The organism is Sphingomonas flavalba (assembly GCF_047553045.1).
GTDB lineage: Bacteria > Pseudomonadota > Alphaproteobacteria > Sphingomonadales > Sphingomonadaceae > Sphingomonas_L > Sphingomonas_L flavalba_A.
In genome coordinates, this window is record NZ_CP180208.1 from 2726548 (window position 1) to 2740298 (window position 13751).

General features: G+C 57.4%; 13 protein-coding genes and 2 pseudogenes. 6 read left to right on the top strand and 9 right to left on the bottom strand.

All coding sequences use genetic code 11. The features are described from left to right. Positions 1-74: 74 nt before the first annotated feature. The 3 genes and pseudogenes from ACMT1E_RS13045 to ACMT1E_RS13055 all read right to left on the bottom strand — a co-directional run. On the bottom strand, positions 75-758 hold the full coding sequence (locus ACMT1E_RS13045; RefSeq protein WP_414900768.1) for a DGQHR domain-containing protein: 684 nt from the start codon (positions 756-758) through the stop codon (positions 75-77). 1081 nt (positions 759-1839) lie between these two features. Continuing rightward, positions 1840-3273 (bottom strand): hypothetical protein, encoded by a 1434-nt coding sequence (locus ACMT1E_RS13050; RefSeq protein WP_414900769.1) that lies wholly within the window; start codon positions 3271-3273, stop codon positions 1840-1842. Between the two features lie 49 nt (positions 3274-3322). After that, positions 3323-4000, bottom strand: a pseudogene (locus ACMT1E_RS13055) (IS3-like element ISSpma1 family transposase); the annotation flags it as partial. Positions 4001-4055: 55 nt separating this feature from the next. Here ACMT1E_RS13055 and ACMT1E_RS13060 point away from each other — a divergent pair. Further along, positions 4056-5233, top strand: a protein-coding gene (locus ACMT1E_RS13060; protein ID WP_145923348.1) for an IS3-like element ISSpma1 family transposase whose coding sequence is annotated in 2 segments (ribosomal slippage) — positions 4056-4320 and positions 4320-5233 — 1179 coding nt in all. Because the reading frame shifts where the segments join, the coding sequence is not laid out codon by codon here. 34 nt (positions 5234-5267) lie between these two features. Here the strand turns inward: ACMT1E_RS13060 and ACMT1E_RS13065 are convergent. Then, positions 5268-5740: pseudogene (locus ACMT1E_RS13065) on the bottom strand (IS3-like element ISSpma1 family transposase); the annotation flags it as partial. Positions 5741-5826: 86 nt separating this feature from the next. Between ACMT1E_RS13065 and ACMT1E_RS13070 the strand changes: the two are divergent. Then, on the top strand, positions 5827-6435 hold the full coding sequence (locus ACMT1E_RS13070) for a hypothetical protein (RefSeq protein WP_414900771.1): 609 nt from the start codon (positions 5827-5829) through the stop codon (positions 6433-6435). A 304-nt stretch (positions 6436-6739) separates the two neighbouring features. On the opposite strand, the gene ACMT1E_RS13075 is transcribed toward ACMT1E_RS13070, so the two are convergent. Beyond that, positions 6740-7042, bottom strand: coding sequence for a hypothetical protein (locus tag ACMT1E_RS13075; protein WP_414900772.1), 303 nt, complete (start codon positions 7040-7042; stop codon positions 6740-6742). A gap of 48 nt (positions 7043-7090) precedes the next feature. Next, positions 7091-7807: an IS6 family transposase gene (locus ACMT1E_RS13080; protein ID WP_414900773.1), complete on the bottom strand. Its 717-nt coding sequence runs from the start codon at positions 7805-7807 to the stop codon at positions 7091-7093. A gap of 141 nt (positions 7808-7948) precedes the next feature. On the opposite strand from ACMT1E_RS13080, the gene ACMT1E_RS13085 reads away from it, so the two are divergent. Together ACMT1E_RS13085 and ACMT1E_RS13090 are read left to right on the top strand one after the other, a co-directional pair. Then, positions 7949-8419 carry a helix-turn-helix domain-containing protein gene (locus tag ACMT1E_RS13085; RefSeq protein WP_414900774.1) on the top strand — a complete coding sequence of 157 codons (471 nt, stop codon included), beginning with the start codon at positions 7949-7951 and terminating at the stop codon, positions 8417-8419. A 48-nt stretch (positions 8420-8467) separates the two neighbouring features. Further along, positions 8468-8863, top strand: coding sequence for a helix-turn-helix domain-containing protein (locus ACMT1E_RS13090; protein WP_414900776.1), 396 nt, complete (start codon positions 8468-8470; stop codon positions 8861-8863). 33 nt (positions 8864-8896) lie between these two features. Here the strand turns inward: ACMT1E_RS13090 and ACMT1E_RS13095 are convergent, their stop codons facing one another. After that, on the bottom strand, positions 8897-10480 hold the full coding sequence (locus ACMT1E_RS13095) for an ABC-F family ATP-binding cassette domain-containing protein (protein WP_414900778.1): 1584 nt from the start codon (positions 10478-10480) through the stop codon (positions 8897-8899). A gap of 179 nt (positions 10481-10659) precedes the next feature. On the opposite strand from ACMT1E_RS13095, the gene ACMT1E_RS13100 reads away from it, so the two are divergent. Further along, positions 10660-10908 (top strand): DUF4160 domain-containing protein, encoded by a 249-nt coding sequence (locus ACMT1E_RS13100; RefSeq protein ID WP_414900780.1) that lies wholly within the window; start codon positions 10660-10662, stop codon positions 10906-10908. Further along, complete coding sequence (locus ACMT1E_RS13105; protein ID WP_414900782.1) at positions 10892-11305, top strand: DUF2442 domain-containing protein; 414 nt, start codon at positions 10892-10894, stop codon at positions 11303-11305. Before ACMT1E_RS13100 ends, ACMT1E_RS13105 begins: the two co-directional genes overlap by 17 nt. 488 nt (positions 11306-11793) lie before the next feature. On the opposite strand, the gene ACMT1E_RS13110 is transcribed toward ACMT1E_RS13105, so the two are convergent. Together ACMT1E_RS13110 and ACMT1E_RS13115 are read right to left on the bottom strand one after the other, a co-directional pair. Further along, positions 11794-12753, bottom strand: a complete 960-nt coding sequence (locus tag ACMT1E_RS13110; RefSeq protein WP_414900783.1) for an IS481 family transposase — start codon at positions 12751-12753, stop codon at positions 11794-11796. A gap of 227 nt (positions 12754-12980) precedes the next feature. Continuing rightward, the gene (locus ACMT1E_RS13115; RefSeq protein ID WP_414900784.1) at positions 12981-13670 is read right to left on the bottom strand and encodes a pentapeptide repeat-containing protein; all 690 of its coding nucleotides are present in this window, start codon (positions 13668-13670) and stop codon (positions 12981-12983) included. Positions 13671-13751 lie beyond the last annotated feature (81 nt).

A 13751-nucleotide genomic window follows, 5' to 3' on the forward strand; every position in this document is an offset into this window, starting at 1 on the left:
CTCTGTCCATTTAGTTCCCGGCGGCAGGTCTTTCCACGACCCCACCAAGGTAAGGTATGGGTTCGGCATCGCCTTTACGTATCGCCGACCTCGGCGTTTGGCGAGTCACCCAGCCACCCACAAGCGTGGGTCAAGGGGATAGACGGGTACTTGATTGCCTTATCAACTTCTCCTTTTTCAACAGTGTTAAGTATCCATTTGGGAAGGCTCGGCATATCCTCCACATCCAAAGCATCGCTTAGTCGAGCTATAATTCTTTGCTCAACAGATTTGTCTACGCTCTTTTGCGTGGTATTCACTATTAAGAAGTGACACATTTGTGCTATTTTAGGTAAATTAACCGCGATATTTACCGGAATTTCAAATTCTAGAACGCGCTCGTCTTTCCCTGCTGCCATTTTAAGGCCTTCGAGACGATGCTGCCCATCAACCACACTAAACGGCCCAATTAGCAAGCTATCTATTTCAAGCGTGTTGGTCGCCTCGTTGAAATTCAGAGATTTGTCGGTCGCCAAAAAGACCGACGTGGGGAGAAACGCATCCTTGCTGTCCTGCCCTTTCACGACATAGTCCGCGAACTTTTTTGCCCGCGCTGTGTTCAGCAGCCGCTGATAACCCTTGTCGTTGCCATCGATCGGGTCGAGTGTCTCGACATTGTAAAAGTTCGCGCTGACAAGGTCACGAACTTTGAGCGATGTAGCATACAGGGTGAGCGCACCTTGACGAACTGGCGCCGCCGGAGCCGAAATTTTGGTCAATTACATGTCCCTCTAAATTGGTGGATAAAGTGCGCTAACGTCGCCGTCCAATTGATCTCGGACTATCGAAATCGCTTGAGCTAACCGTTGCGAGGTAGCGCACCTGCGGCTCGTGGGCCTTTGACGGGCCCCGCTCCCCGCTCTTCAAAACCCAATTCAATGGTAATTTCTCGGGATGCTAGCCGCTCGGCCAACTCTCCGTCAACCTGTGCCCACCTTGCCAAAGCCCAGAATGCCATCAATCGGGCGACAATCCGTAACAATTAATTATGAACTGATGCGCTATGCCGCCCTAAACTCTTCTTTAGGAAGGAAGGGTAGAAGCGGCAGCAATGGATATTATAAATCTGGCCATATACATTATATTAATATCTATTTTTCTTGGCCCTGGAGTATATTTTTTCTTCCGATGGAACAATGAGGACACGAAAACTCCAGACCATAAACGGATCGAGGTAGGCAGCATAATGCTGGCTCTATGCTGGTCAACCGGATGGCTCGCCTATTCTATGTATGATCGACGCGAGGATTGGAAGCGTACGCAAATCGTATGCAAGGCCTTCGAAACCGAGTTCCGTATAAAGCAGCCAACCGATGACGACTGGAACAAACTGTACGATGAGGAATGGTGGCAAATCTGTAATCCAGAGTATGCGCCAGACCCACCGTACGATTGAATCCATCTGGAAACCATGGTACCAAATATCTAGTTACGAACCCCGTTTACGAGGGTTTACGTGATATTTATCACGACGAATTCACCTACACTTCGGACAGGCTCCAGTCTATTTTGGTCGCATCTGTGGCGCACTGCGGTAGTACAGCCGAGGTACTGTTTGCGCTCAACTTTACTCCGATCGGCAACCAAGGGTGGTTTGTAACAATCGGACATGCTCCGCAGATAGCCTACAAATCAGAATATTTCCGATGATTGTTCGCGTTGCGCTTGAAACCGATAACGGATAGAAACGGGTCTGAGCCGTATCGATGCAGTTGACGTTTGAGTTGCCTGGAGTAGTGGCTGCTCTGAGGATCGAGCCCGGCTAAGCTGAACGGCTGGAATGAAGCGCGAAGCGATCAATCATCCTGAGCGGATTTTACGCCGTAGGTTCGAGGGATCGATTCCCGACCGCCGGGCGGTTTCGCGGAGGCCATCACGGTTCGTCATCTCTCGTAACCGCTGTAATGCGACATATCGTTCCCGGTCGAGTTTTGTGCATTGCTGCCTCGCCCCTGTTAGTCGCGCTGCCACTACGCTAGCCCATCTTTCGTTGCCCGAAATCGGTTTATCCGATGCAAGCGCGGTCAATCGCTTCACCGATATGTTGAGTGCCTTTGCCGCTGGTCGCTCCCCGAACTCCGCGATGAAAGCACGAAGCTTTTCGGCAAGATCGCCCGTCGAAACACCGTATTCTACCTCGCTATCAAGGTTCGGCCCGAGGATCGCTTGGCGTTCCCAATCGTGCGATTCCTTGCCGATATGACGGGTCGAAGTCATGCGGACGTGACGGCGACGTGTTGTGCCCCGATCCATATAATCGGCGTTCAGAAATTTGGACTCGGGCGAGAGGTGATATTGCGCCAGCGCCTCGGCATAGGATTTGAGCTGTGACTCTGGAACAGGCTCCCCGGTATCGCGATCAAAGGCCGATGCTGCCGCCGCCGCCAAATCCTTGTCGAACGTCGCGACAGGTTTGACAGGTTTACGCTTCTTGGGGCGGCCCCGGCTTCCGGCCTGGACGATCCGTTCTCCGCCAAAATCAAGCCGCACCTGCATGGCGAGCAGGAACCCGAACGGCTTGACCTGATCGCGATAAGGGCGGCCCGCCTGATTATAGGGCTTGAACCATAGCAACAAATCCGGGGAGGTTGCGCCATAGCGGCTGACCGCCGGCCTCGCGAGAGCGGGATGATAATCTCGCGATACCTGGTCGGGATGCTTAGCAAACGCCGCGCTGACGATTTTCCACCAGAGGTCGGCGTGCCAGCGCATGATGCCCTTGCCCAGAACCGATGGGTGGTGCGTTGGGATGGTGGTAGCCGGATGGTCGTCGCCATACGGCGGCAGGAGATGGCCAAGGCCATGCGCTGATGCCTTGCGCATGATCGGCGTCCCGTCGGCGGCAAGGTTGAACAGCGCATAACGTTTGGCCGATATCGCCCAGCAATAAAGCGGTTCAGGCAGTCCGGTCTCAAGCGAATTATTCTCATCCTCGATTTTCAGGATCGATCCATCAAAATCATAGGGATTGAGCGCGGCGAACCAATCGACAATGCCGTGAACGCGCTGATAGAAATCGCTGATCGCCATCGCATCCGGTTTGGCGATGGCCATGCTGTCAGTGTCGCAAAACGCCCATTCCAAGCCGCTATCCGCGACCTGCCTTTCGGTGATGGCGAGCATCAACCGGGCCGCGCCGGTGATCAGCGTTGCCAGCAATGGATGAAAATATGGTCCCGGTTCTTCGACCTTATCAGTCGCAAAACTGAACGGATCGCCGGTCGAACTATGCACAGTGGTGGCGCAGCGTGGTCTGCCCCCACCGAGTGGACCGATTGGTTTGTTAGTGCATTAAGCTCATCGCCGCCATATCCGGACGGAGGTGGAGCGAAGCGGAACCGGAGGCCGGATATGGCGGTGTCGCCGTTTCCGGTGCCGGTGGCCGGTAGCCCAGGCTGCTATGCGGGCGGACGGTGTTGTAATGCCGCCGCCATGCCTCGATCAGCACCCTGGCCTCGGCGAGGCTGTAGAAGATCTCGCCATTGAGCAGTTCGTCGCGAAGCGACCCGTTGAAGCTTTCGTTATAGCCATTTTCCCATGGTGATCCCGGCGCGATGTAGAGGGTCTTTACGCCGATCTGCCCCAGCCATTTCTGGACGGCGGTCGCGATAAACTCGCTACCATTATCGGATCGTATATGCGCTGGCGGCCCACGCGAGATGAACAGGTCGGCCAGGGCCGCCAGAACATCCTCATGCTTGAGCTGCCGTGCAACGATGAGCGCCAGGCATTCCCTGCTGGCCTCGTCGATGATCGTGAGGATGCGGAACTTGCGACCGTCATGCGTCCGCCCCTCGACGAAATCGTAGGCCCAGACATGCCCCGGATATTCGGGGCGTAGCCGGATGCACGATCCGTCATTGAGCCATAGACGCCCGCGCTTTGGCTGGCGCTGCGGGACTTTCAGTCCTTCACGCCGCCATATCCGCTCGACACGTTTATGGTTCACCGTCTGATCTGCCCCCCGCTGAGTGGCCCAGAGACTATGATAGTCTGGACCATGAAAGGGACATTGAATGCCGAGCAAGAAGCACAAGCCGGAAGAGATCATCGGCAAGCTGCGTGAAGTTGAGATTGTGCTGGCGCAGGGAGCGAGCACGGCTGAAGCCTGCCGCCGGATCGCGGTCAGCGAGCAGACCTATTATCGGTGGCGCAAGGAGTATGGCGGCCTGAAGACCGACCAGGCGCGGCGGATGAAGGATCTGGAGAAGGAGAACCAGCGGCTGCGCCGGGCGATCTCGGACCTGACCCTGGACAAGCTGATCTTGCAGGAGGCTGCACGGGGAAACTTCTGAGCCCCGCGCGGCGGCGGCGCTGCATCGATCAGGTACGACGGGATCTGCCAGTGCGGGTATCCGAGCGACGGATATGCCGGGTGCTGGGTCAGCATCGATCGACGCAGCGCAAGATGCCGCGCGGGGCGGATGACGAACAGGCACTGACCGAGGACATCATTGCATTGGCGAAGCAATATGGTCGTTACGGCTACCGCCGGGTCACGGCGTTGCTGTGCCATGCGGGATGGACGGTGAACCATAAACGTGTCGAGCGGATATGGCGGCGTGAAGGACTGAAAGTCCCGCAGCGCCAGCCAAAGCGCGGGCGTCTATGGCTCAATGACGGATCGTGCATCCGGCTACGCCCCGAATATCCGGGGCATGTCTGGGCCTACGATTTCGTCGAGGGGCGGACGCATGACGGTCGCAAGTTCCGCATCCTCACGATCATCGACGAGGCCAGCAGGGAATGCCTGGCGCTCATCGTTGCACGGCAGCTCAAGCATGAGGATGTTCTGGCGGCCCTGGCCGACCTGTTCATCTCGCGTGGGCCGCCAGCGCATATACGATCCGATAATGGTAGCGAGTTTATCGCGACCGCCGTCCAGAAATGGCTGGGGCAGATCGGCGTAAAGACCCTCTACATCGCGCCGGGATCACCATGGGAAAATGGCTATAACGAAAGCTTCAACGGGTCGCTTCGCGACGAACTGCTCAATGGCGAGATCTTCTACAGCCTCGCCGAGGCCAGGGTGCTGATCGAGGCATGGCGGCGGCATTACAACACCGTCCGCCCGCATAGCAGCCTGGGCTACCGGCCACCGGCACCGGAAACGGCGACACCGCCATATCCGGCCTCCGGTTCCGCTTCGCTCCACCTCCGTCCGGATATGGCGGCGATGAGCTTAATGCACTAACAAACCAATCGGTCCACTCGGTGGGGGCAGACCAGTAGCCGTAACGACCATATTGCTTCGCCAATGCAATGATGTCCTCGGTCAGTGCCTGTTCGTCATCCGCCCCGCGCGGCATCTTGCGCTGCGTCGATCGATGCTGACCCAGCACCCGGCATATCCGTCGCTCGGATACCCGCACTGGCAGATCCCGTCGTACCTGATCGATGCAGCGCCGCCGCCGCGCGGGGCTCAGAAGTTTCCCCGTGCAGCCTCCTGCAAGATCAGCTTGTCCAGGGTCAGGTCCGAGATCGCCCGGCGCAGCCGCTGGTTCTCCTTCTCCAGATCCTTCATCCGCCGCGCCTGGTCGGTCTTCAGGCCGCCATACTCCTTGCGCCACCGATAATAGGTCTGCTCGCTGACCGCGATCCGGCGGCAGGCTTCAGCCGTGCTCGCTCCCTGCGCCAGCACAATCTCAACTTCACGCAGCTTGCCGATGATCTCTTCCGGCTTGTGCTTCTTGCTCGGCATTCAATGTCCCTTTCATGGTCCAGACTATCATAGTCTCTGGGCCACTCAGCGGGGGGCAGATCACGGGATCGATCAAGGTCGAAAACATGTCCGGCCTCTGGATTACCTGCATCGCCCTCGGCGCGTCAGCATTTCTGAGCGCCAAAGTGTCGAGCGTATCGGACAATCTGACCCCGCCTTCGCGGCTGCGAAGAGCGTTGGGCATCGTCGCTATCATCTGCATCATCGCGGTGCCTATAGTTCGGGGCCACAGCAGCGCGTCCGCAAACCCGGGCGTCTCGCAGTCCTCCGATCCCTCGGCGACCGAGAATGTCCAAACTGCCGCGTCTGAGCGATACCAATGGGGAGTAGTCAAGCCAGCGGGTTTGGTGGTGGAAGAGCTACAGGAAGCCGACACCGAAAGCATGGCTGGAGCCACTTGCTGGGCAACCGATAGCAAAAATAAGACCGTGTTTGCCTCGGATGGGACGGCGGTCGTTCGTATCGGCGGGGTCAGGGTTCAACTTTTCGAAATGAGTGGGCGCACTGGCGGCAATGCGCTTTATTCGCTGGATCATACGATTTCGGTGATTTTCGAGGATCGGCCCGGCCAAACCATTTATTTTGAAGAAGGCGTGAGCAAGCCCATGGCGATGACCGTTCTGAATGGCGACGACAAACGCTCGATCCCGGTTATGCGATCCTGTGGCGCATAGAGCAGACAACCTCGCGCTGATCACCCGAGGCTGAACGAGAATCGCTAGACTCGGCCTCCCCACATGCGGCTGCCGCCCACTTGCCGGTCATTAATCCGACCCTGCTCAATGCTTGAAAGCGTTCACTAACCGGAAATACCTGTTTGTCGCGCATTGGCCGATTGCAGAGTGCCCACACGTCGGATAGTAGAGGCAGATAGCTACCCATCAGCTATCATGCGCAACGTCGAACGGCAGGCACGATAGCAGCGGGTCGGTTTCGACCATTTCAGGCAGCTCTCTTCTGCCATCGTCCCTACCTTTGTCAGTCCGACTTGCGTGTTGTCCCCGCCCAGAACGCCACCGCCGCGAGCGCGATCCACATAAAAGCCATAACGTAGTCTGGTCCCATGACCGTCACGATATCGCCCACGCATTCATATCCCCCCTGACCGTCTCTTACTGCCTGGGTACACTCGCCGTGATACTTGGCTGTAGCTGCTTGATAAGCCACGACCGTGAGCATTCCTGCGATTGCCGCCGTTATGCCGCGATTAAGGCGTTCATTGTCGTCTGAGCTTAAATCTAGCTTCTCGCCCCCATAGCGCAGGGCCAGCCACAGCGGCACTGTTGCAAACTTTGGAATGTAGAGCAGGGCTAGCCGTACTGCCCGGTTTCAGGAGGAGTAGATACCAAATTGCCTTTCGATCAGGCGCACTTCTCCCATGATCCCGCCATCATATTGCCAGAGCTGGGCTTGACCTTTCTTCAGAGCCCGCATGACTTCGAAACCTTTGATGGTGGCATAGGCCGTTTTCAACGATTTGAACCCACGGACGGGTCTGATCAATTGCTTGAGCTTGCCATGATCGGCTTCGATCACATTGTTAAGGTATTTCACTTGCCGATGCAGCGTTTCGTCTGGCAGCTTACCTTCTTTCTTCAGCGCCGAAATGGCGATGCTGTAAGTCGGCGCCTTGTCCGTATTGATCGTCAAGGGCTTCTGCCAATTCTTAAGCCCGTTCAGAGCTTTGCCTAGGAAACGCTTTGCTGCCTTGGCATTGCGCGTGGAAGAAAGGTAGAAATCGATCGTGTCGCCGTCCTTGTCGACGGCGCGGTACAAATAGGCCCAGCACCCTTTGACCTTGATATAGGTTTCATCAACCCGCCAACTGCGCCAGATCGTTGGCCGCTTCCAATACCAGCGCAGCCGCTTCTCCATCTCAGGTGCATAGCGCTGGACCCAGCGATAAATCGTCGAATGATCAACATCAACGCCGCGTTCTGCGAGCATCGTTTCAAGGTCTCGATAGCTGATCCCATAACGACAGTACCACCGTACTGCCCATAAAATCACTGCGCCGCTAAAGTGCCGACCTTTGAAATCGTTCATCACAACCGCGCTCCAGCCAATCAAAACCCGCAGTCTTGGACACACCGCTCTAGTTTGCAACAGAGCCATTTGCCGGACAAGAAACGCCCAGGGACTTGGGTTCAGACCGAACGAGCGGCGCATGAAGCTTGGGCTGCTCTCATGCGCGACAGCCCGAACGCGGCGATGCTGATGCACTTGCTGGTCGCGCGGGTGGGCGAACACAATGCCGTCGTTGTTTCCCAGAAAACGATGGCGAAAATCATGGGCCGCCACGTCAACACGGTGAAAACCGCCTTCAAGACGCTTCGGGATCGAAACTGGATCGAGATACGGCAGGTCGGCGAGCGTGGAACCGTGAATGCCTACATCATCAATGATCGGGTGGCTTGGACCGGAAAGCGTGATGGTATCCGCTACAGCCTGTTCAGCGCAGCGGTCGTTCTGTCGGACGCGGAACAGCCGGATCGCGATCAGCTCGGCCACCAGGAGCCGCTGCGCCGTGTCCCCAGCCTGCTGCAAGACGAACAACAGCTTCCGTCAGGGGATGGCCTGCCACCACCTTCCGAACCGACCTTTCCCGGCATGGAACCTGACTTGCCCGCCACAAAGATTGGCAAGGACGATGCGTAACACATCGGAACATTCCTTATCGTCCCACATGGAACGTGGCGGAACGCTATGAGCTACACTCTCAATGAAGCCGCAAAGGCTACAGGAAAGAGCAAAACAACCATTCACCGTGCGCTGAAATCTGGAAAGATTTCAGCAGTTAAACGAGATAATGGAGCCTATTCCATTGAACCGGCAGAACTGCACCGAGTGTTCCCGGCTGTTCCAGCGGAACGGAACGAGGAACGTTCCAACCATAACGATGTGGAACACCTGCGTAACGATCAAGGAACGCTCCGCATACAACTGGAAACCATTGAAAAGGAACGTGAGCGCGAACGCCAGCAGTTGCAGGAAACCATAACTGACCTTCGCGAAGATCGGGACCGGTGGCGGCAGCAGGCTACAGCGCTCCTAGAAGACAAGCGCCCACGTAGATTCTGGAAAAATCTGTTCGGCAACTAGTGCCGAAGGGCAGCTAGGCGGACGAAGCGGACGTCATTTCTTTAGCTGAATAACCCTGTCCGGTCTGAGCGATTTAAGGAATGCTTGATCGTGACTCACTACTAGGACCGCTCCATCATAAGCCGTTAGCGCCGCTTCCAAGGCTTCAATGCCATCAAGATCAAGGTGATTGGTCGGCTCGTCCAGGATCAGCAGCGCGGGCGGCGGAGTGCCGCCAAGGGCGCAGGCCAAGCCACCCCGCAGCCGCTCGCCTCCGCTCAGATCACCTGCGCGGCGCAGGGCGTCATCCGCGCGGAACCCGAACCGCGCCAAAGCCGCATGGGCCGTATGCGTCGTCGTAGCAGGGTTCACCCTCAGGAAATTCTCGCGCAAGGTCAGTTCGATATCGAGCAAGCCAACATGCTGATCCAACATTGCGAATGCGACGGAGAGGTCCACCTGCCCGCACTGCGGGGTGAGCTGGCCGGTGATCAGCTTGAGAAGCGTGGTCTTTCCACTGCCGTTCGGCCCGGCGATGACGATCCGCTCGGGGCCGGTGACGGCCAGCGACAGATCGCGGATCACCGGGCGGTTTGAATCGTGCCCGCCAGTCACATGATCCAACCGCAGCACGGTCTTGCCAGAAGGTAGACCAGTCGGTGCGATCTCCATGCGAAAAGGTTCCAACACCTCGATTTTTTCGCGAGCGGCGGCAAGTGTCTCTTCGGCCGAATTGCGCCGGGCTTCGCGCAGTTGGGCACCCGCACCGCCCGAAGCTTCGGCCCGATCCTTGGCAGCATCCATGAGAATTTTCGGTTGATCGCCCTTCGCCCGTGCCTTGCGTCCGGCACTGTCCTTACGGGCCTTGCGCTCGGCCGCTTGTTGCGCACGACGCGCGGCCTCGGTGCGGGTCTTTTCGGCATGGGCCAGGGCGCGTGTCGCTGCCTCCAACTCGGTATCCTTTTGCTGCCGAAAAACGGCGTAGTTGCCGCCATATCTGGTCGCGCCGAACGACGTGAGTTCAATGATGGCATCCATTTCTTCCAGAAGCTCTCGATCATGACTCGCGATGATCGCGCCACCTTTCCAGGTACGGATAAGATCAATCACGGCCTTGCGTCCGTCCCGGTCGAGGTTGTTCGTCGGCTCATCCAGCAACAGGAAATCAGGCTCTGCCAAGATCAGCGAAGCGAGCGCCGCCCTGCTGCGCTGCCCGCCGGAAAGCGTGGCAAGCGGGGTCTGCGGCTCCGCCGACAAATCGCAACTGGCAAGCGCGGCGTCGATCCGGGCAGGCAGCGTCCAGTCGGCTTCGGCCAAGTCATCGGCTGTGGCCTCGCCTGCCTCGGCACGGTCGAGCAGGTCGAGCGCCGCCCGCACACCAAAAAGATCGGCGATGGTCTCGTCAGGATACTCCATGGCCTCCTGACGCATCATGGCAAGGGACCCGGTCACTCTGACTTGCCCTGATGCCGGGTTAAGATGGCCCGCTATCAGACGCAGAAGTGTGCTTTTGCCGGTGCCGTTGCGTCCCACGACGCCGGTGCGCTCGGAGCCGAAGGTCAGGTTAAGGTCGGAGAAAAGCGGTGTGCCGTCAGGCGTGGACCAAGACAGCTCGGAAAGGGAAACAGTTACAGGCATGGGACAAAACTTCTCGCAGCGAAACCAGAGGGGTGAAGGCGGCGATAGTCATGTCCATGTCGATTTTATCTCCTATTCTGTAATGGCTTTTACCTAGGTGCATTCCCGCGCTTTCGCAAGAATGGGCATTCACTGAACTGCCCACTTGAAAAACCCAACAGTTAGGTTATATTTGCGGTATGGTTGTCATTCACCGCGCCCACGGCTTCCGGTTCGTTATCTACACGGCAGATCATGAACCGGCGCATATTCACATCACCGGGGCGGGGCAGGCGAAGGTCAACCTGTCTGGTCCCGATGGCAAACCCGAAGCGGTCTATTTCATCGGCATCAAACGGTCGGACCAACGGCGACTGATGGCAGACGTGATCGAGCGCCGTGACGAGTTCTTGCAGGAATGGGAGCGTATTCATGGACAACCTGACTGATGCACAATTTGAAGCGGCGGAAGCCCGTGGACGGGTCGCGATGGAAACCGAACCCCGCGCCACCGCCGCCCGCTACAACCGCAAGACAGGGCGCGTCACCGTCGATCTGGTGAACGGCTGCACCTACGTGTTCCCGTCATATCTCGTGCAGGAATTGAGCGATGCCAGCCCTGACGATCTGGCGGACGTCGAGGTCGATGGCGTGGGCTTCAATCTGCACTGGCCGAAGCTAGACGCTGACGTTTACGTGCCAGCACTGGTGGCCGGTGTGTTCGGAACCAAGGACTGGATGAGCAAGGCGCTGGCACGGCAGGCAGGGCGGTCAAAATCACCTGCCAAAACCGCCGCGTCCCGCGCGAACGGCGCGAAGGGCGGGCGTCCGAAGAAGCAGGCGTGAGACGATAGCGCCCGACCGCCCCCATAAGGGGGCATCGCAGAATCTAGTCGTAAACGTACGCTAAGCCCAAAAGGATAAGCGAACGGCAATTTGCGACGCGTCATCCGTTCCCTTTGAACGGTGGATTCTGGTGGAAGCTGCCGTTCCCATTCTGGTCCAAGGCGCGGCTATAGCTTGTAGCGCGGCAAATTACGGTGGCCTGGCCATCGTAAATGTCGCCGCGCAATAGCTGCGGTCCGTGGAGCACGCCGCCGAGGCAGCAACGCGCCCATTCAAGTCGCTCAACCGAGATCATGGCAAACCAATGAGCAGACATTCTGCTTATGACCTGAGGTGGGACAAACCCGCCGTTCAAGAGGACGATTTCGAATGGCCGGTTTCGGATGAGGTGGCCGCCGGAATTGGCGCCCGGCCTTTGTGGAAGCGGGCGATGGGCAGAGGGCGGGATACCCGTGATCCACGGCAATACGGGCAAATAGCGGTTCGCTTTAGGTGTTTGGTCCCATCATTTGATGGATGGGATTTACGATGAACCTGTCAGGGTCTGAAGTCCAGATTTTGACGATATATTCATAGGGGGTGAGGCCGCTGAGGGTCTTCAACCTGCGAGCGAAGTTATAGGCGTCAATGAAGTCCGCCAGATGCGTCCTGAGTTGCTGATGGCTCTCGTAGTGGAAGCGCTTAACTGTAGCTTCTTTGATGGTACGGTTCATGCGCTCCACCTGACCATTGGTCCACGGATGGTTCGGCTTTGTAAGGCGATGCTCGATATCGTTCGCCTCACAGATCATATCGAACCGCATCTGACGGGAGTATGCGGTGTTTCGGTTACGCGACTGCTCGGCGAATTGGATGCCATTGTCCGTCAGAATCGTGTGGATCCGGTAAGGCACTGTCTTCAGTAGATGCTCGAGAAACTCCCAAGCCGTCTTTCGGTCGGCTTTGTCTACCAACTGGGTGACCGCAAACTTGCTTGTGCGGTCGATGCCGACGAACAGGTAAAGCTTGCCTTCAGCCGTCTGAACCTCAGCAATATCCATGTGGAAGAAGCCGATAGGATATCGCTTGAAGCGTTGTCGTTTAGGCTTGTCTCCCGCAATGTCGGGCAAGCGAGAAATGCCGTGACGTTGCAGGCAGCGATGCAAAGCAGACCGCGTGAGATGCGGAATGGATGGCTGTAACGCATATAGACAGTCATCCAAGGGTAGCAGTGTGTGCCGCCTGAATGCCACGATCATCGCCTCCTCAGCCTCGGTCATCACCGTGGAGTGAGGGGCTTTCGGCCCAGTCTTTAGATCCTCGACCGTTGCACGCTGCCGCCATTTCGCAACCGTTTTGGGATTGATGCGGAACTCCCGGCTCAACGCCGCGAGCGAAGCTTGCGATCGCTGTATCGCTGCTCGGACAGCGTGCGTGGTCGTGGCGCTCCCATGACGAACTTGTCCCATATGGCTTCCTTCCATTCCTTCATGGATAATAAGCCATCAAATGATGGGACCAAACACCTAGCGTACGTTTACGACCAGATTCTGCGATGCCCCCGAACCGCCTCGTCCCGCTCGACCGATGTACAATCCAAACCAGTGTTTTCGGACGGACTGACCTGTTTTTCGATCAGGCTGCAGCACTGTCTCGATTGGGATCGAAGATAGGTAGGCCCGTGTACAGCGACAGTTCAAACGACATTGAGTCCCAGCTCTCCGAGAAGCTGTCCGGCCTGCCCGCGAGAGATAGTGGCGCCCCGGAACCGATTGGCATCTTGAAGGCGAAGGCCACCCAAATCCGCTCCGCGCAGATCTGCCCCGTCGAAGCGTGATCCGTCCAGCGCCGCTTCGCGCAGGCTGCACTCCTCGAATACGGACTGCCGAAAGTCGCACTTGCGCAGGTCTGCCTGTGAGAAATCCAGACGGCGCAACGTCCGCTTGCGGAACGAGATGCCCGGCAGCTTGGCATTGATCAACAGCGTCTCTTCGAAATGGACACTGAGCGCCTTTATCTCCGAGAGATCGGCACCGGTGAGCTTGCAGCGCTCGAACCTTGCGCCTTCAAGCGCACATCGCCTCAGCGAGGCATTGTTCAGATCGCTTGCAACGAACACTGCCTCATTCAGCTTGGCACCGGTGAAGTTGGCGAAAGCGGCCCTGCAATTCAGCCAGCGTGTGCTTTCAAGCACCGCTGTACTCAAATTGGTGCGGCGCAAATTACAACGCTCGAACGTCCAGCCCGACATGTCGAAACCAGACAGATCGGATTCCTCAATATCGCAGTCGGCAAGATGCCGGGAAGAGCCCTGCAGGCTACCAACGCTGTCCCGCGTGATGGTCTGATGCCGGATCATAGTATCAGCAAAAAGGTCGTCCGTCATGACGGGGCACATATCCTAGCCGCTATCTCGCCACTACCCATTTCTCGAAAGGGAAAGCGTAGAGGGCAAGCGCCCTTCGCA

Coding starts and splice junctions, on each gene's coding strand:
- ACMT1E_RS13080 (WP_414900773.1), bottom strand. CDS start 7,807: ATGAACGATTTCAAAGGTCGGCACTTTAGCGGCGCAGTGATTTTATGG.
- ACMT1E_RS13110 (WP_414900783.1), bottom strand. CDS start 12,753: ATGGGACAAGTTCGTCATGGGAGCGCCACGACCACGCACGCTGTCCGA.
- ACMT1E_RS13105 (WP_414900782.1), top strand. CDS start 10,892: ATGGACAACCTGACTGATGCACAATTTGAAGCGGCGGAAGCCCGTGGA.
- ACMT1E_RS13085 (WP_414900774.1), top strand. CDS start 7,949: ATGCGCGACAGCCCGAACGCGGCGATGCTGATGCACTTGCTGGTCGCG.
- ACMT1E_RS13115 (WP_414900784.1), bottom strand. CDS start 13,670: ATGACGGACGACCTTTTTGCTGATACTATGATCCGGCATCAGACCATC.
- ACMT1E_RS13090 (WP_414900776.1), top strand. CDS start 8,468: ATGAGCTACACTCTCAATGAAGCCGCAAAGGCTACAGGAAAGAGCAAA.
- ACMT1E_RS13100 (WP_414900780.1), top strand. CDS start 10,660: ATGGTTGTCATTCACCGCGCCCACGGCTTCCGGTTCGTTATCTACACG.
- ACMT1E_RS13095 (WP_414900778.1), bottom strand. CDS start 10,480: ATGCCTGTAACTGTTTCCCTTTCCGAGCTGTCTTGGTCCACGCCTGAC.
- ACMT1E_RS13070 (WP_414900771.1), top strand. CDS start 5,827: ATGTCCGGCCTCTGGATTACCTGCATCGCCCTCGGCGCGTCAGCATTT.